The organism is Gordonia rubripertincta (assembly GCF_038024875.1).
Lineage (GTDB): Bacteria > Actinomycetota > Actinomycetes > Mycobacteriales > Mycobacteriaceae > Gordonia > Gordonia rubripertincta.
On sequence record NZ_CP136136.1, the window covers coordinates 3,087,398 to 3,103,775 of the forward strand.

The 16,378-nt window shown below is 68.0% G+C and carries 15 protein-coding genes, 1 pseudogene and 1 riboswitch; of the genes and pseudogenes, 9 read left to right on the forward strand and 7 right to left on the reverse strand.

Annotated elements, in window-relative coordinates; genetic code table 11:
- Positions 1-32 precede the first annotated feature (32 nt).
- Complete coding sequence (locus RVF83_RS14040) at positions 33-260, forward strand: DUF167 domain-containing protein (protein ID WP_005195902.1); 228 nt, start codon at positions 33-35, stop codon at positions 258-260.
- Here the strand turns inward: RVF83_RS14040 and RVF83_RS14045 are convergent.
- Together RVF83_RS14045 and RVF83_RS14050 are read right to left on the reverse strand one after the other, a co-directional pair.
- Entirely contained in the window at positions 257-721 is a 465-nt protein-coding gene (locus RVF83_RS14045; protein ID WP_005195904.1) for a tRNA (cytidine(34)-2'-O)-methyltransferase, read from the reverse strand. The genes RVF83_RS14040 and RVF83_RS14045 overlap by 4 nt on opposite strands.
- Before the next feature lie 57 nt (positions 722-778).
- Complete coding sequence (locus RVF83_RS14050) at positions 779-1,705, reverse strand: serine/threonine dehydratase (protein WP_005195906.1); 927 nt, start codon at positions 1,703-1,705, stop codon at positions 779-781.
- Positions 1,706-1,760: 55 nt separating this feature from the next.
- Between RVF83_RS14050 and RVF83_RS14055 the strand changes: the two genes are divergently transcribed.
- From RVF83_RS14055 to RVF83_RS14065, 3 genes are all read left to right on the forward strand, one after another.
- The gene (locus tag RVF83_RS14055; RefSeq protein ID WP_182372517.1) at positions 1,761-2,666 is read left to right on the forward strand and encodes a bifunctional methylenetetrahydrofolate dehydrogenase/methenyltetrahydrofolate cyclohydrolase; all 906 of its coding nucleotides are present in this window, start codon (positions 1,761-1,763) and stop codon (positions 2,664-2,666) included.
- A gap of 107 nt (positions 2,667-2,773) precedes the next feature.
- Complete coding sequence (locus RVF83_RS14060; RefSeq protein ID WP_005195911.1) at positions 2,774-3,067, forward strand: DUF3017 domain-containing protein; 294 nt, start codon at positions 2,774-2,776, stop codon at positions 3,065-3,067.
- 160 nt (positions 3,068-3,227) lie between these two features.
- On the forward strand, positions 3,228-4,763 hold the full coding sequence (locus RVF83_RS14065; RefSeq protein ID WP_005195913.1) for a hypothetical protein: 1,536 nt from the start codon (positions 3,228-3,230) through the stop codon (positions 4,761-4,763).
- 33 nt (positions 4,764-4,796) lie between these two features.
- On the opposite strand, the gene metX is transcribed toward RVF83_RS14065, so the two are convergent.
- Together metX and RVF83_RS14075 are read right to left on the reverse strand one after the other, a co-directional pair.
- A complete protein-coding gene (metX, locus tag RVF83_RS14070) occupies positions 4,797-5,951 on the reverse strand; it encodes a homoserine O-acetyltransferase MetX (RefSeq protein ID WP_005195914.1) in 1,155 nt (384 codons plus the stop codon).
- 16 nt (positions 5,952-5,967) lie between these two features.
- Entirely contained in the window at positions 5,968-7,290 is a 1,323-nt protein-coding gene (locus RVF83_RS14075) for a bifunctional o-acetylhomoserine/o-acetylserine sulfhydrylase (RefSeq protein WP_005195916.1), read from the reverse strand.
- Between the two features lie 63 nt (positions 7,291-7,353).
- A riboswitch (SAM riboswitch) is annotated at positions 7,354-7,475 on the reverse strand.
- A gap of 272 nt (positions 7,476-7,747) precedes the next feature.
- Between RVF83_RS14075 and RVF83_RS14080 the strand changes: the two genes are divergently transcribed.
- Positions 7,748-9,631: a cutinase family protein gene (locus tag RVF83_RS14080; protein WP_005195918.1), complete on the forward strand. Its 1,884-nt coding sequence runs from the start codon at positions 7,748-7,750 to the stop codon at positions 9,629-9,631.
- A gap of 90 nt (positions 9,632-9,721) precedes the next feature.
- Entirely contained in the window at positions 9,722-10,996 is a 1,275-nt protein-coding gene (locus RVF83_RS14085; RefSeq protein WP_005195920.1) for an MFS transporter, read from the forward strand.
- 10 nt (positions 10,997-11,006) lie between these two features.
- Here the strand turns inward: RVF83_RS14085 and bfr are convergent, their stop codons facing one another.
- Both bfr and RVF83_RS14095 read right to left on the reverse strand, forming a co-directional pair.
- Positions 11,007-11,492, reverse strand: a complete 486-nt coding sequence (gene bfr, locus RVF83_RS14090; protein WP_005195922.1) for a bacterioferritin — start codon at positions 11,490-11,492, stop codon at positions 11,007-11,009.
- A gap of 108 nt (positions 11,493-11,600) precedes the next feature.
- Positions 11,601-11,783, reverse strand: a complete 183-nt coding sequence (locus RVF83_RS14095; RefSeq protein WP_005195924.1) for a (2Fe-2S)-binding protein — start codon at positions 11,781-11,783, stop codon at positions 11,601-11,603.
- A gap of 168 nt (positions 11,784-11,951) precedes the next feature.
- On the opposite strand from RVF83_RS14095, the gene RVF83_RS14100 reads away from it, so the two are divergent.
- The 3 genes and pseudogenes from RVF83_RS14100 to RVF83_RS14110 all read left to right on the forward strand — a co-directional run bounded on the left by RVF83_RS14100 (position 11,952) and on the right by RVF83_RS14110 (position 14,986).
- Entirely contained in the window at positions 11,952-12,788 is an 837-nt protein-coding gene (locus RVF83_RS14100; protein ID WP_005195926.1) for an exodeoxyribonuclease III, read from the forward strand.
- A gap of 49 nt (positions 12,789-12,837) precedes the next feature.
- Positions 12,838-13,873: pseudogene (gene trpS, locus RVF83_RS14105) on the forward strand (tryptophan--tRNA ligase).
- A 48-nt stretch (positions 13,874-13,921) separates the two neighbouring features.
- Positions 13,922-14,986: a YhjD/YihY/BrkB family envelope integrity protein gene (locus RVF83_RS14110; RefSeq protein WP_005195930.1), complete on the forward strand. Its 1,065-nt coding sequence runs from the start codon at positions 13,922-13,924 to the stop codon at positions 14,984-14,986.
- Positions 14,987-15,006: 20 nt separating this feature from the next.
- On the opposite strand, the gene RVF83_RS14115 is transcribed toward RVF83_RS14110, so the two are convergent.
- Complete coding sequence (locus RVF83_RS14115; RefSeq protein WP_005195933.1) at positions 15,007-16,311, reverse strand: D-alanyl-D-alanine carboxypeptidase family protein; 1,305 nt, start codon at positions 16,309-16,311, stop codon at positions 15,007-15,009.
- Between the last annotated feature and the right edge of the window lie 67 nt (positions 16,312-16,378).

The window sequence follows — 16,378 nt, forward strand, 5'->3', positions numbered from 1 at the left end:
GCCGGAGTCACAACTACGAATCGAGGACATCGATGTCGCAGCAGGTCGTGGTGACCGTCAAGCCGAAGAGCAGCAAGGGTCCGCTGGTGGAAGCCGGACCCGACGGAGCCCTCACCATCTACGTTCGCGAGCCCGCCACCGAGGGTCGTGCCAACAAGGCGGTCGCCGAGCTGCTCGCCTCACACCTCGGCGTACCCAAGAGCAAGGTCGCGCTCATCGGCGGCGCCACCGCCCGCACCAAGCGGTACCGCGTCGATTAGACGGCGCCGGCGAAGCCGTTCTGCCGCCACGCCTCGTAGACGACGATGCTCGCCGCGTTGGCGAGGTTGTGCGATCGACGTCCGGCCAGCATCGGGATGCGCACCCGGTCGGTGACCTCGGGTTCGGCGAGCACCTCGTCGGGCAGACCCGTGGGTTCCGGACCGAACAGCAGCACATCGCCGGGCCGGTAGTCGACGTCGGTGTGATAGCGCTCCGCATGTGCGGTGAACGCGAACACCCGCTCGGGCTTCAGTGTGGTCCACGCCGTCACCAGGTTGGGATGCACGGTCACGGTGGCCATCTCGTGATAGTCCAACCCCGCCCGCTTGACCTGGGCGTCGGACATCGAGAACCCCAACGGCTCGATGAGGTGCAGTTCGCACCCGGTGTTGGCGGCCAGCCGGATCGCGTTTCCGGTGTTCGGCGGGATGCAGGGTTGATAGAACATGATCCGGAACATGATGTGCCCAGCGTAGTCGCAGGGCTCCTCGCCGATGACGGCGCCGCAGGGTGTCCGTTACAGGTCGAAGCCCGTGTTCGCGCCGCACAGCACGATGCACAGCGTCGAATCCGGTTCCGGCCGAACCGCTCCGGTGGTCACCGCGGCGACGGCCGCGGCGGTGCCGTGTTCGACGAGGATGCGGTGCGAGTCCCACAGCATCCGCCGTGCGGCGATGAGCTGGGCGTCGGTCACCAGCACACTGTCGACATCGGGGTGCTGCGCGGCGGTGTCCCAGCAGATGTCACCGACGCGGGTGGCGCCGAGGGAATCGGCGGCGACGCTCTCGAGCTCGACCGGGACCGGCGATCCCGCCGCCCGTGCCTGGTGGAGACAGGACGCCCCGAGAGGCTCGGCACCCACGAGACGGTCGCCGGGACGCAGCGTCGCCGCGAGACCCGCCAGCAGGCCACCGCCTCCGACGCAGACCACGGTGGTGAGCGGATCGGGAAAGTCCTCGGTCAGCTCGAGGCCGATCGTGCCCGCGCCCGCGACGATGTCGGGCAGGTCGTAGGCGTGCAGTGGGAGCGCGCCGGTGGCGGCGGCGAGTTCGCCCGCGGCGTCGGCCGCGTCCTGATAGCGCAACCCGACGAGATGGACCTGCGCACCCAGGGTGCGCAACGTCTGGACCTTGACCTCGGGTGCGGTCTCCGGGATCACGACGGTGCACGGCACGCCGGCGATCCGGGCGGCCCACGCCGCGTTGCCTCCGGAAGCGACGAGAACGCCGGCGTCGGTCAGTGCGCCCTCGGCGCGTGCGTGCAGCGTCGCCCACAGGCTGCCCCGCACCTTGAAACAGCCGCCTAGCTGGAGGTATTCATGCTTGAACACGACGTCCCGGGGACCGTCGACGGTCTCGATGGCGGGGCGCAGCGTCGGTGTCCGCCGCAGGAGAGGCGAGATGGTTGCCGCAGCGAGGTCGACGTCGGCCCGTGTTGCTCTCACGGCACAGACAGTAGTGGCTCACATCGCAGTCGTCGTGGATGGAAGAATGTCGGGCGTGACCGCGATACGACTGGACGGCAAGACCACGCGCGACGAGATCTTCGCAGATCTCACCGAACGGGTGAACACACTGCGCGAGGCGGGCATCAATCCCGGTCTGGGCACCGTGCTCGTCGGTGACGACCCGGGCTCGCACTCCTATGTGAAGGGCAAGCATTCGGACTGCGCCCGCATCGGGGTCGCCTCCATCCGCAAGGACCTGCCGGCCGACGCCACCACCGAGCAGCTCAACGCGGCGATCGACGAACTGAACGCCGACCCGGCCTGCACCGGATACATCGTGCAGCTGCCGCTGCCCAAACATCTCGACGAGAACGCGGCGCTCGAGCGGATCGACCCGCTCAAGGACGCCGACGGGCTCCACCCGATCAACCTCGGTCGCCTGGTCCTGGGCAAGGAGTCGACGCTGCCGTGTACGCCGCGCGGCGTCATCCATCTCCTGCGTCGCTACGACATCCCGATCGCCGGGGCCCGCGTCACCGTGGTGGGTCGCGGTGTCACCATCGGCCGGCCGATCGGCCTGTTGCTGACACGCCGCAGCGAGAACGCCACCGTCACCCTCTGCCACACCGGTACCGCTGACCTGCGGTCCGAGGTCGAGCGCGCCGACATCGTCGTCGCGGCCGCCGGCGTGCCGCATCTGATCACCAAGGACATGGTGAAGCCGGGTGCCGCGGTCATCGACGTGGGCGTCAGCCGCACCGACGTCGGCCTCGTCGGCGACGTCCACCCCGATGTGTGGGAGGTCGCCGGGCACGTCTCGCCGAACCCCGGCGGCGTCGGACCGCTGACGCGCGCCTTCCTGCTCGTCAACGTCGTCGAACGGGCCGAGCAGCAGCTCGCCGCCCAGCAAGCCGCCGCCGGAGCCGTTGCCGGGGTTGAGGGCGGCGGCACGGCGTGAGTCCGGACGAGCCGCGGGTCGGTCGTGGCGGAGCGGATCTGCCCTCGTCGGATCCGAATCGACCGCGACCTCCGGCCCCCGGTGACCGACATCACGCCGCCGAGCCCGTGCCCGAACCGGTGCAGGGGGTGCGCGCGGTGCTCGTCCAGATCCCGTACCTGCTGGTCATGCTGGGTGTTCTGGCGGCGGCGCTACTCGTGATGTTCGACCGCTGGCGCCGCGGATCCTTCGTGTTCGGTGCGGCACTTCTCGTCGGAGCGCTGCTCCGTGCGTTCATCCCGTCGTCCCAGGCGGGATTGCTGCAGGTCAGAGGAAAATTGTTCGACGTCTCGGTGATGGCGACGGTTGGTGGTGTGATGCTCTGGCTCGCCACGTCGATCGACTCTTTGGGCACGGATTGATTACAATAGAGACCTGAGCGTGACCTTCAGAACGAGTGGTCGCGCCTGACCAGGCAACTCTCTGCCGAGCACTGAGTACGACGCTGGGGCAGACGCACCGACCGCTGGAGTACGTATCACTGCAACACCGACCGAAGACCACGTGAACGAAGTGACGTCGATGGGCGTGTCGGCAGGCGCCGGCATGATCCACTACGTCCTACTGACGCGTGACGATCTCGGCCGCAGCGTGGTGGATTCCCGCGTCATCGACGTAGACCCGACCGACGGTCTCGACAATGCGGGTCGCGTCAACGCCGGCATCGACGTCATGCTCGGCGCCGCCCGTGAGGCCGACGCCCGGGTGGGTCCGATCGGGGTGGCCGCACGTACCGCCGCCCAGCGGCGCCACCTGCGTTCGCGGGGGAGCGGCCCCCGTCGCCAGATCCGTCTGGTCGCCGAGGACGAGGCCGTGGTCGCCTACCTCGCGGACACCGGGGAGATCGATCGTTTCTCCACCGCTGTCGTCGTCGACTGTGGCGACACCGGCATGTCGATCTACACCGTCGAACCGAGCAGTCGCCGGATCAGCGGGGTCGAACGCTCGACGGTCCTCAGCGGACGTCGTCTCGACCGAGCCATCGCCGCGAACCTCACCGCCGACAACCCATCGCTCGGGGAGACCGCGCGCACACGCGCCGGACGCAGCGAACTACTCAGCGCCTGCCGGACGGCAAAGGAGGAGATCGCCTACGGACACCCGGGATCCGGGTCCGACGGTCCCTCGGTCGCCCTCCCCGGCGGTTCGGGGCGGGTGGCGCTGACCGAGTCCCAGGTGGCGGATGCGGTGGCACCGATGGTCCGCGAGGCGCGCGATGTGTTCGACCGATACGTCGCCGAGGCGTCCGCCCGAGGCGTCTTCCCGGATGTGGTGGTCTTCGTCGGCGGTCTCGCCAATCTGCCCGCGGTCCGCGACTTGGCCCGCGGTCACGACCTCGACACGGTGTGCCCGTCGACCCCGGAGCTGGTCGCGGCGACCGGTGCAGCCCTTCTTGCTGGCGAAACCTATTCGGGCACAACCCGACTCGCCTTCATCGGCGGACAACGGCAGCGCGAATGGCTGTCGGCGACGCCGCTCGCGGTTGCGGGCGCGATACTCGCTGCGGTCCTGATCACCGTCTACGCGGTCAGCTCCTCGTTCGCCGACCGCCAGGTCCCCGAGCCGTCGTCGACGGTCGGCAGCGTCCCCGCGGTCGCCACGTCGAGCGAACAGAGTTCGAAGCCGGTGCCGACGACCTCGGCTCCAGTGACGCAGGTTCCCGATCAGCCGGTCGAACAGACCTACGAGCAGCCCGCCCCACCGCTGCAGCCGGAGGAACCCCCGGCGTGGAACGAACAGCCGGGCTGGGCCACCACCGAGTTGCCGCCGACCGCGCCGTCGACCGGGACGACCAGCACTCGCACGCTGTCGCCGTTCCCATGGCCGACGCTGCCGTTCGCGCCGGGCTCGACGCCGCCCCCGATCCCGCCGACGCTGTTGCCCAAGGAGCTGCGGCCGCGCAACACCACGCCGGCTCCGCCGCCGCTGACCCAGCCGACGCCGAACACGTCGGCTCCCGGTCAGGCGTCGGGGGCGTCGCCCAGTGAAGAGCAGTCCGGAGCCGTTCGGACGGCACCGCCGGCCTCGTCGAGTACACCGGTCCCCGTCCCGCGCTGAGCGGCCGTTATCCGGTCCCGGGTGGGCCCGGGATCAGGCGTCGCGGCGTGCGAGCTCGACCGTGCGCTTGAGCAGGTCGCTGATGGCGTCGAACTCGGTGAGGAAGCCGTCGTGTCCGGTGTCGGATCGCACGACCTGCAGGCCGCCGACGCAGTTGCCCAGTTCTTCGGCGAGCTCGGCTTGTAACCGCAACGGGTACAGGCGATCCGAATCGATCCCGCCGACGATGACCGGGACCTTGCACTCGTTGAGCGCCTTCTTGACGCCGCCGCGGTTGCGGCCGACGTCGTGATGGTTGAGGACCTCGGTGAGCACCACGTAACTGCCCGGGTCGAAACGCTGCATCAGCTTCGACGCCTGGTGCTCGAGGTAGCTCTGGACGGCGTACCGGCCACCGAGCAGCGGCTGCTCGTCGCCCTGCGGTTCATTGGCGAAGCGCTCGTCGAGTTCCGGTTCGCTGCGGTAGGACAGGTGCGCGATCTGACGGGCGATGCCCATCCCGGTCAGCGGCGTCTGGCCGGTTCCGTGGTAGTTGCCGCCGTGCCAGGCCGGGTCGGACTTGATGGCGGCGATCTGAGTGGTCTGGATGCCGATCTGGTCGGCGGTGGCGCGGGCGCCGACGGCCAGCACCAGTGCGCTTCGGACGCGGTCCGGGTATTCGATGGCCCACTCGAGTGCACGGGCTCCACCCATCGAACCGCCGAGAACTGCTCCGACGCTGCGGATTCCGAGGCGGTCGAGGAGTGCGACCTCGGCGCGGACCTGGTCGAGCACGGTTATCTGCGGGAACCGTGAACCCCAGGGACGGCCATCGGAGGCGAGGGACCCGGGACCGGTCGAGCCCTTGCAGCCGCCGAGCACGTTGGCCGAGATGACGCACCACTCATCGGTGTCGATCGCCTGGCCCGGGCCGATGAGGCCGTCCCACCAGCCGGGCGTCTCGTGCTCGGCGTCGGCGGGACCGGTGACGTGGGAGTCGCCGGTGAGGGCGTGCAGGGTGAGGATGACGTTGTCGCGGGACGGCGACAACGTCCCCCAGCGCTGGAACGCCAGGGTGACGTTGTCGATCCGTTCGCCGCTGTCGAGAGGCAGCGAGCCGATGCTCATGCCGACGAGCTTCCCGTCCGGGACCGATTCCCAGTCGGGCTGATCAGACGCTTGCGCGTTCAGGTCGATACTCACCGACAAAACTGCCTCACCTGTCCTATTTGGCGGCTGCGAAGCCCTGTTCGAGGTCCGCCAGGATGTCGTCGATTCCCTCGATACCCACGGCCAGGCGGACCAGGCCCGGGGTGACACCTGCGGCGAGCTGCTCCTCGGGGGTCAGCTGGCTGTGGGTGGTCGAGGCCGGATGGATCACCAGCGAACGGACGTCGCCGATGTTGGCCACATGGCTGTGCAGGGTCAGGGCGTCGACGAACTTCTTGCCCGCGTCCACACCGCCGTTGATCTCGAAGGCGATGATCGCACCCTGGCCCTTGGGAGCGAGTTCCTGGCCGCGCTGGTACCACGGCGAGGACTCGAGACCGGCGTAGGCGACGGACTCGACCTGGGCGTGACCCTCGAGGAACTTCGCGACCTTCTGCGCGTTGGAGACGTGACGCTCGATGCGCAGGCTCAGGGTCTCGAGGCCCTGGGCGAGCAGGAAGGCGTTGAACGGGGCGATCGCCGCACCGGTGTCGCGCAGCCACTGCACGCGGGCCTTGAGTGCGTAGGCCGGAGCGCCGAGGTCGGCGAAGACCGCACCGTGGTAGCTGGGGTCCGGGGTGGTGAAGCCGGGGAACAGGTCCTTACCGTCACGCTGGACGCGCCAGTCGAAGGTGCCGCCGTCGACGATCACGCCACCGATCGCGGTGCCGTGTCCGCCGATGTACTTGGTGGCCGAGTGGACGACGACGTCGGCGCCGTGGGCCAGCGGGTTGATCAGGTACGGGGTGGCGACGGTGTTGTCGATGATCAGCGGCAGGCCGTTGCGGTGTGCGACCTCGGAGATGCCCTTGATGTCGAGGATCTCGTTGTTCGGGTTCGAGATCGACTCGCCGTACAGCGCACGGGTGTTGTCCTTGATGGCCGCCTGCCACGACGCGGGATCCTCGGGATCCTCGACGAAGCTCACCTCGATGCCCAGCTTCGGCAGGGTGTAGTGGAAGAGGTTGTAGGTGCCGCCGTACAGACGCGGGCTCGACACCACGTGGCCGCCGGACTCGACGATGTTCAGGATCGAGTAGGTCTCGGCGGCCTGACCCGACGACACGAGCAGAGCCGCGACGCCACCCTCCAGGGCCGCGATCCGCTGCTCGACCGCGTCCTGGGTCGGGTTCATGATGCGGGTGTAGATGTTGCCCGGCTCCGCGAGACCGAAGAGGTTCGCCGCGTGCTGCGTGTCGTTGAAGACGTAGGAGGTGGTCTGGTAGATCGGCAGCGCCCGGGCGTTCGTGGCTGCGTCGGCGGCCTGGCCCACGTGGATCTGCTTGGTCTCGAAGCTCCAGTTGTCGGCCGGATTGGTGCCTTCGTTGGCATCAGACATGACTGTTGATCACTTTCTACGGTCGGCAGGGCCAAACTCGACCCTGTTGGGGTCCGACCTTCGGACCCGCGCTTGCCGGGGCTTCGCTTACGCGATCCCACAACCCGGTCATCACCCGGAGCACCCCACCGCGGTTGGAGGGTTGCCGATCAGCAAGCCGGGGCTTGTCGCTGATACTCATGACCTGGCGACAAGGATATAACACGGATGTGAGTGCCAGAGAACCCTCCCGGTCACGCCGAATCGAACTCGTCACCAGCCTTCGAAACCGTGTACTGGACGTGTCCTCCGAGCGGTTGAAATCGGCGGATGAGCAGCGCGAACTGCCTGTTCACAATCATTAGCAGTTCTCAGGGTCCTGTCAGGTTCGATTCGATGCCCTAACGTTCGGGTCAATCCCGGCGGAGGACGCCTTGTCATCCCGAAGCGTGTCCGGGTGCGGTGAGGAGTGCGCCTCATGCGGGCAATGGAGCATCTCAGGTCGCGTCGGACGTCGTTTCTGATCGCAACCGCGACCGGTGTGGCGGTGGCGTTGTCCTTCGGCCTGGTCGGCGGTGTCCCCGGGGCGAAGGCGGACTCGTGCGGCGCGGGCGCGGTCGTCATCGTGGGCGGCACCAACGACCCGGAGGGGCAGTACCTCGTCGGCGTGAAACAGCGCTACACGGGGCTCGGGCCCGACAACCAACCCGATCCGAACTCCCCGTACGCCGGCGACAACGCCTACCAGGTCATCTACGCGGACTACCCGACGACCCTGTGGCCGCTGGGAGCGACGGGATACGACTCGAGCGTCGCGCAGGGGACCGCGGCGACCAAGTCGTCGATCGCCGGCTACCAGTCGCAGTGTCAGGGCAAGCCCGTCGTCGTGGCCGGATACTCGCAGGGCGCCCGGGTGGCCGGTGACGTGCTGTCCGAGATCGGGAACGGCACGGCCGGTGAGGTCGTCGCGATCGACGAGAACGGTGAGCCGTTGCTCGACGACGACGGCAACCCGGTCATGGTGACCATCGACCCGGATGTCATCAGTGGCGAGCTGTACTCCGATCCGCGACGTGCCGGCGACAAGACCGGGCGGGGTATCGAGCTGTCGATGATCGGTGTGATCCCCGGTCTGACCATGTCGGGGCCGCGCGGCGCGAACGGTGCGGACGCCGGGTTCGGAACGGTGTCCGATCGTGTGGTGTCGGTGTGCATCGACGGCGACCCCATCTGTGACCTGCCGGATCCGTTGTACGACCCCATCGGTGCCATCGACGGCATCCTCGGATACCAGACGAAGCACTTCCTCTACCCGTATGCGATGTATCGCGACCCCGCGTCGCAGTGGGCGACGCGGCCGGTCTCGTGCAGCGGCGCGGGTACCGCGACCGGGACGGTCTGCATGGTCGGGGCGAAGTCCGCGTTCGCGGAGCTGGTCCAGGGCTGGGCCAACGACATCGGATACACCGGCGAGATCGGCGACTTCCTGTCCGGCCGTCCGACGATCGGCCTGCCGCTAGGCATCACGCTGGCCAATCTGCAGCCCGTCGTCCGGCTGGTCCAGGGATTCCTGCCGCCGCTACCGCAACTCGGTTACGGGGCCTATCTGCCCGACCTCTTCGTGTTCGAGGACATCCTGCAAGGCATCGTGAGCCTGTCCCCGGCCCGCCTCATGCGTGGTGTGAACGCACTCGCCGCCAGCGTGCGCAGCATCGTGTTGCTGCCGGTGAACTTCGTGCGGTACTGGGCGGGCGCGATCGTCGGACCGACGATCACCTCGCAGCCGAACGCCCTCGCACTGCCGGCCGACGACGACTCCTCCACAACACTTGCGCTGGCCCGGTTCGTCGCCACCGTCGACGACGATCCCGAGACCACAGCACCGGAGATCGAGGCAGCGGGCAGCGGTACCGGTTCGCCTGCGGTCGCCGAGGTGGCCGTCGGCCCGTCGACCGGGGGCACCTCGACGGGCGGGGACACCTCGACGGACGGGGACACCTCGACGGACGGGGACACCTCGATACCGGCCGTCGAATACGACAACACCCCGGCCGGCGGTGGAGGCGGGACCGACCCGTCGACCGGCGGCGATCCGGGCGTCACGCGGTCGGAGACCGACTCGTCGGCTGGACCGTCGAGTGACGACGCCTCGGGTTCGGCCGGTCCCGGCGGCGATTCCGGCAGCACCGACTCCGGGAACTCGGAGTCCGGCGGTTCGGACTCGAGCGGTTCCGGCGGCCCCGACAGCAGTAGCGGAGGTTCGACGTCGGACTCCGCCGGCAGCGGCTCGGATTCCAGCAGCCCCGGCGACAGCGGTGGCGGTTCGGACAGTTCCTCCGGCGGTGACTCCGGCTCGGAGTAATCCCCTGCACACAGGCTCGTCTTTCGCCATGTGAACGAACTCACCGGTGCTAGGGGAATGGCGGTGCCGGACGGCCGGTTGGCATGAGGCGTGCCTGAAGCCCCCACGTCGACCGCCGGTGCACCGGACGGCCTCGCTCTCACCGCGCTCGACGACACGACATCGGACGTCGCTGAGCGTCCCTCATCGGGGATCTCGAGGCGTGCCCGCCGGCTGACCATCCTCGCGCTCGCCCTGGGCGGTTTCGGTATCGGGACCACCGAGTTCGTCGCGATGGGTCTGCTGCCGAACATCGCCGGGTCTCTAAGCGTCTCCGAGCCCACCGCCGGACACGTCATCTCTGCCTATGCACTCGGTGTGGTGGTCGGCGCTCCGCTGATCGCAGCGCTCACGGCGCGGATGTCACGGCGGGTGCTCCTGATCTCCCTGATGGTGGCATTCACCATCGGAAACCTCGCCACCGTCCTGGCGCCGTCGTACGAACTCCTTCTCGTGGCGCGATTCGTCGCCGGCCTTCCGCACGGTGCGTACTTCGGCGTCGCGGCGCTGGTCGCCGCGCACCTGGCGGGTCCGCGGAATCGCGCCAAGGCGGTCGGGCAGGTGATGCTCGGTCTGTCGGTCGCGAACGTCGTCGGCGTACCTGCCGCGGCCTGGCTGGGGGAGACGTTCGGTTGGCGCACCGCCTTCGCGATCGTCGTGGTCGTCGGCGTCGCGACCGTCGTCTCGCTGTCCCGCGTGCTTCCGAGCCTGTCCGGCATGACGATCACCGACCCGCTGACCGAGCTCGGCGCGCTCCGGCGATCGCAGGTGTGGTTCACCCTGGTGATCGGTGTCGTCGGCTTCGGCGGGATGTTCGCCTTCTACACGTACCTGAACTCGGCCCTCACCTCGGTGACGGGACTGCCGGTCTCGGTCGTCCCCATCGCCCTGATGCTGTATGGACTGGGCATGGTGACCGGCAACTTCGTCGGCGGCTGGGCGGCCGACCGCAACGTCTCGACCGCGATCCTCGCCGGACTGTCCACCAGTGCGGTGACGCTCGCAGCCTTCGCCGTACTCGCCGAGAATGCCTGGGCGGCACTCGCACTCACATACCTCGTCGCGCTGACCGGAACGACGATGATCCCCGCGCTACAGACACGCCTCATGGATGTGGCGGCCGACGCCCAGACGTTGGCCGCCGCCCTCAATCACTCGGCGCTCAACATCGCCAACGCCGCAGGTGCGTTCCTCGGGGGCGTGGTGGTCGGTGCCGGGTGGGGATTCCTGTCACCGGCGGTGATCGGCGCGTTCTTGGCCGTCGCCGGCATCGCGGTCGCGGTCGTCGCGTTCGTGACCGCGGGCCGGCGCCCGGTACGCGCCTGAGCGGGGGACGTCAGCCGTTGGTGGGCGGCGTCGCGATCGTCTTCGACAGGTAGAGCGGCTCGCCGAGCTTGTTGATCAGCTCGAGCTGCGTCTCGAGGTAGTCGATGTGCTCTTCCTCGTCAGCGAGGATCTTCTCGAGGAGGTTCGCGCTGGTGATGTCGCCCTTCTCGCGGCACATCGCGACGCCCGGGCGCAGGCGTTCGACGACCTCGACCTCGATCGCCATGTCCGACTCGAACTGTTCGCGGATGGACTGACCGATACGCAGCGGCAGCAGGCGCTGGTAGTTCGGCAGCGCGTCGAGGAAGAGGATGCGGTCGGTGAGGATCTCCGCGTGCGTCATCTCCTCGATGGACTCGGCACGGGTCTTGGCGGCGATCTCCGTGAGACCCCAGCTCTCCTGCATCTTCGCGTGGAGGAAGTACTGGTTGATCGCGGTCAGCTCGCTTGTGAGCTGCTCGTTGAGAAGTGCAATGACCTCGTCGTCGCCACGCATTTGACAGCCTCCCGTTAGCCGAAGAATCGTAGTGATGAAGCTAACACGGCAAAACGCCCCGCGCGCGTCACTCGCGCGAGGTTGTTAACGGAGTTGTCGGATGTCAGATCACGCAGCGCTCGTCGAGGTGGCCAGCCTTTCACTCAGGATGCTGTCGAGCTTCTCCAGGCAGGTACCGCATCCCTCGCCCGCGCCGCAGCGGTCGCTGATGTCGTCGACGGTGAAAGCCCCGGCATCGCAGTGCTCATGAACCTCGTCGACGGTGACCGCGCGGCAAATACAAACGAACATCTCGGGACCTAACCTCGTGCCTGGATTAGGTAATGCTTACATACCTGCCCGGGGTGCGCAAGGGTTGCCTTACCTCTTTCTCGTCTCATTCCGAGACGTCGTGGAGCTGTCCTCGGACCGGTGCTGCGGGCGTCGGTCTGTCGGACCACGTCCGTAGGATGTGACCCCGTGCCACTCTCCCTCTCCACGGTCAACGTCAACGGAATCCGCGCGGCGGTCAAGCATCGTTCCGAGACCAACCGCGGCTTCCTGCCCTGGTTGGAGGACTCGTCGCTCGATGTCGTGCTGCTGCAGGAGGTGCGGGCGAGTGGAGACCTCGCCCGGGACGCCCTCGCCCCTGCCCTCGACGCCGGATGGCATCTCACGATGAGTGAGTCGTCGGTCAAGGGGCACGCCGGTGTCGGCGTGCTGACACGCACCGAGCCGGCCGCCGTCCGTTTCGGTTTCGGAAGTGCGGAGTTCGACGACCTGGGCCGCTACCTCGAGGTCGACCTCGACACCGACCTCGGGCCGGTGACCGCGGCCAGTCTGTACCTGCCGAAGGGTGCGGCGCTCACCGACGCCGAGAAGGACATCGCCAAGTACGAGGAGAAGGAGCGGTTCCTCGACGAGTTCGGCGCCCACCTCGGTCGGCTCGTCCGCAGCGACCGCCACGTCGTCGTCGGCGGCGACTGGAACATCGCCCACGCCGAGGCGGACATCAAGAACTGGAAGGGCAACCTGAAGAGCCCGGGCTTCTTGCCGCATGAGCGCGCGTGGGTGGGTGGTCTCCTGGAAACCGGTTGGCACGACGTCACCCGGGAGCTCTATCCCGGTGAGAGCGGCCCGTACTCGTGGTGGTCGTGGCGCGGCAAGGCGTTCGACAACGACTCCGGCTGGCGGATCGACTACCAGCTCACCAACCGTTCACTGGCCGAGCGTGCGGTGAAGGCCACGGTCGATAGGGCTGCTGCATACGACCTGCGCTGGTCCGATCACGCGCCGGTCACCGTCGTCTACGAGTGAGGCGGGCGCCCGCGTAAAAGGGCTTTGCGCGTGGTGCGAAAATGGGCCAATGAGTTCTGACGTCCCCGCATCCGGCGCCGCCCGCCCCCGCGTACTGTCGGGAATCCAGCCCACCAGCGATTCCTTTCACCTCGGCAACTACCTGGGGTGCGGTTCGACAGTGGGTGGCCCTTCAGGACGATTTCGAGGCGTTCTACTTCATCCCGGACATGCACGCGATCACGGCATCGTTCGATCCGAAGACTCTCGCCGAGCGCACGCGGTTGTCAGTCGCGCAGTTGCTGGCCGTCGGCGTCGATCCCGAGCGCTCCACGATCTACGTCCAGTCGCACATCCCGGAGATCGCTGAGCTGACCTGGGTGCTGTCGTGCATCACCGGTTTCGGTGAGGCGAGCCGGATGACGCAGTTCAAGGACAAGTCGGCCAAGCAGGGCGTTGACGCCGCCGGCGTCGGGCTGTTCACCTATCCGATCCTGATGGCCGCCGACATCCTCGCGTTCCAGGTGGATCAGGTGCCGGTGGGTGAGGACCAGCGTCAGCATCTCGAACTCACCCGTGATCTCGCGCAGCGGTTCAACTCGCGATTCGGCAAGGTCCTCAAGGTTCCCCAGGCGTACATCGTCAAGGAGTTCGCCAAGATCTACGACCTCCAGAACCCGACCGCCAAGATGAGCAAGTCGGCCGAGACCGACAAGGGCCTCATCAATCTGCTCGACGAGCCGAAGAAGTCCGCGAAGAAGATTCGCTCCGCGGTGACCGACACCGAGACCGAGATCCGCTTCGACCCGGAGAACAAGCCCGGGGTGAGCAATCTGCTGACCATCCAGTCGGCGCTGAGCGGCACCCCGGTGGACGTCCTCGTCGACAAGTACCAGGGCAAGGGATACGGCGATCTGAAGGTCGAGACCGCCGACATCCTCGCCGAGTTCGTCACCCCGCTGCGTGGCCGCGTCACCGAGTACATGGAGGATCCCGCCCAGCTCGACGTGATCCTCGCCCGTGGTGCGGAGCGCGCCCGGTCGGTTGCCTCGGCGACCCTCGAGTCGGTCTATGACAAGGTGGGTTTCCTGTCACCGAGGCGCTGACACGCTCGTGAGTCCGGCGCTCTCGGCTACCCGACGAGGAGGCGTGCGGTGAGTTCGGTGGTCGATTCGGGGAAGTCGCTCGCCACGCGGGCAAAATCGTTCTACGAGGACCGGCGCGAACGCTGGCTGTGGCTAGACCATCTTCTCCGAACCGTCGATCGCTACAACGACCGCCGCGGCAACCTGTACGCCGCGAGCATCAGCTTCAACGGCATCCTCGCGCTCGTCCCGATCATCATGGTCGCGTTCGCGGTCGCCGGCTTCGTGCTGGCTCGGCAGCCGGAGATGTTGCAGAGCATCCAGGACGCCGTCGTGGAGAAGATGCCGGGGCAGCTCGGCGTCCAGGTGTCCGACATCATCACCTCCGCCATCGACTCCCGCACGACGGTGGGCGTGGTGGGTTTGTTCGGTGCCGCGTTCACCGGCATCGGCTGGATCTCGGGCGTGCGCGCCGGGATGACCGAGATGTGGGGCGGGCGGGTACAGCGCAACGCGATCATGTCGAAGGTGTGGGACCTGGTGGTCTTCGCCGGACTCGGCGTCGCCTTCGCCGTGACGATGGCAATCACGGCGCTGGGCAACTCGGGTCTCACGCAGACGGTGCTGGGGTGGGTGGCTCTCGACGATGCGTCGTGGGCGCCGATCCTCGTCCGTGTGGTGTCGATCGCCGTGTCGATCCTCGCCACCTGGGCGTTGTTCACCTTCGTCATGGCCCGACTCCCGTTGGTGCAGTTGCCTTTCCGCAACACACTCAAGGCCGGGCTGATCACCGCGGTCGCCTTCGAGGTCGTCAAGACGGCCGGCGGCCTCTACCTCCAGTCGGTGCTGAGCAGCCCGGCTGGAGTGGCGTTCGGTCCGATCCTCGGTGTCATGGTGTTCGCGTACCTCGCATCGCGCATCGTGCTCTACGCGGCCGCCTGGTGCGCGACCGATCCGGCGAACGCCGAGTTCCAGGTCGAGGAGGACCCGGACGCGGAACTGCATCGACCCGTGGTCATCTCGCCGACCGTCGAGGTCAACCCGACGCCGCGCCCGGCGGCACTCGTAGCCGCCGCGGGCGTCGGTGCGGGGATCAGCGTGTTGATCGGGTGGTTGTCGAGTCGAGCGCGCTGAGCGGGAACGGGTCTGATCCGTCACCTACGCCCGAAGAGCCTCAATCCCACCAGCAACAGGACCACGGCGGCGAGGGCTGCGAGGAGTCCGATGAGGATGCGGACCGAGATGGGGGAGGCGGCGTCGGAACCCGTGCTCGCGAGGTGGGAGTCCGCCGACGACGCGGCGTGCGGTGCGGTGGTTTCGACTGCCTCGCCGGATGATTCGACGAGGCGTCCGACCGAGATGTTCGGGTCGGCCCGGAATCCGTACTCGAACATCTCCCGCGCCTGGTCCCAGTACATGTCGGCTTCGACCGACAGTCCGTACATCTGGACGACGAGGATGCGGCGTCCGTCGCGTTCGGCCGCGCCGACGTAGGTCTTGCGGGCGTCGTCGGTGTATCCGGTCTTGCCGCCGAGCATGCCCGGATAACCGTCCACCAGAAGGCGGTTGCTGCTGTACATGTCGTACGCCGGATGGTCCTTGTCGCCGGGCACATCGGGTCGGCGGGGATACCCGGGGAACCGGAAGGTGGGCTTGGCGATCAACTCCCGGAAGGTCTCCTGTGCCATGGCTTCCCGGTAGATCAGGGCGAGGTCGTACGGCGAGGAGGACATCCCGGCGGCGTCGAGACCCGACGGGCTGGCCGCGCGGGTGTCGGCGGCGCCCAGCTCGCGGGCGCGTTCGTTCATCTTCTCCAGCGTGGTCTCCACACCGCCGAGTTCGCGCGCGAGGGCGTTGGCGCAGTCGTTGCCCGACACCATGAGCAGTCCGGTCAGCAGGTCGCGGACGGAGTAGCGACCGCCGGGCCCCATCCCGCAGGAGTCACCTTCGGTACCCCAGTCCTCCGCGGTCGGGACGACCGTCGCGTCGAGGTCTAGTTCGTCGAGCACGATGAGCGCGAGCAGCACCTTGATCGTCGACGCCGGCCGGTACCGTCCGTGCGGATCCTTGGCCGCGATCACGTTGCCCGAGTCGAGGTCGGCGATCAGCCACCCGGCCGAGGTCAGTCGAGGGGGAACGGGGCCCGCGGCGGGGTCGGCGACGACACCGCAGTACCCGAGGTCCTCACCCCCGATCGCCGGAGTGGGGACCGGCAGCGGGGACGGGGTCGTCGAACCGGGTGCCACGACCTCGGATTCGTCGACGGCCGGTGGGGTACCGATCTTGTGCGGACAGTGATCGGTGACGGGCGTCGTGAAGGCCGGCGGTGCACCGGTCGGGACGGGGACGGCACCGGCCCGTCCGACACCGGCCGAACCTGCGGCGTTCACGCACAGCATCAGCCCGAGCAGGGCGGCGACGAGCGCCGATGAGGTCCGGCGAGTCCACCCCGAGGTCACCGACCGCACGTTACCAGCGGAACCGCGCGGGCTCGCGACGCGCGAAGAGGCCGTGTCCGACCTCAGG

Bases quoted from the DNA above. Each gene is read 5' to 3' on its own strand.
- RVF83_RS14040 (WP_005195902.1), top strand. From the start codon at position 33: ATGTCGCAGCAGGTCGTGGTGACCGTCAAGCCGAAGAGCAGCAAGGGT.
- bfr (WP_005195922.1), bottom strand. From the start codon at position 11,492: ATGCGTGGCGACGACGAGGTCATTGCACTTCTCAACGAGCAGCTCACA.
- RVF83_RS14075 (WP_005195916.1), bottom strand. From the start codon at position 7,290: ATGTCTGATGCCAACGAAGGCACCAATCCGGCCGACAACTGGAGCTTC.
- RVF83_RS14080 (WP_005195918.1), top strand. From the start codon at position 7,748: ATGCGGGCAATGGAGCATCTCAGGTCGCGTCGGACGTCGTTTCTGATC.
- RVF83_RS14065 (WP_005195913.1), top strand. From the start codon at position 3,228: ATGGGCGTGTCGGCAGGCGCCGGCATGATCCACTACGTCCTACTGACG.
- RVF83_RS14045 (WP_005195904.1), bottom strand. From the start codon at position 721: ATGTTCCGGATCATGTTCTATCAACCCTGCATCCCGCCGAACACCGGA.
- RVF83_RS14095 (WP_005195924.1), bottom strand. From the start codon at position 11,783: ATGTTCGTTTGTATTTGCCGCGCGGTCACCGTCGACGAGGTTCATGAG.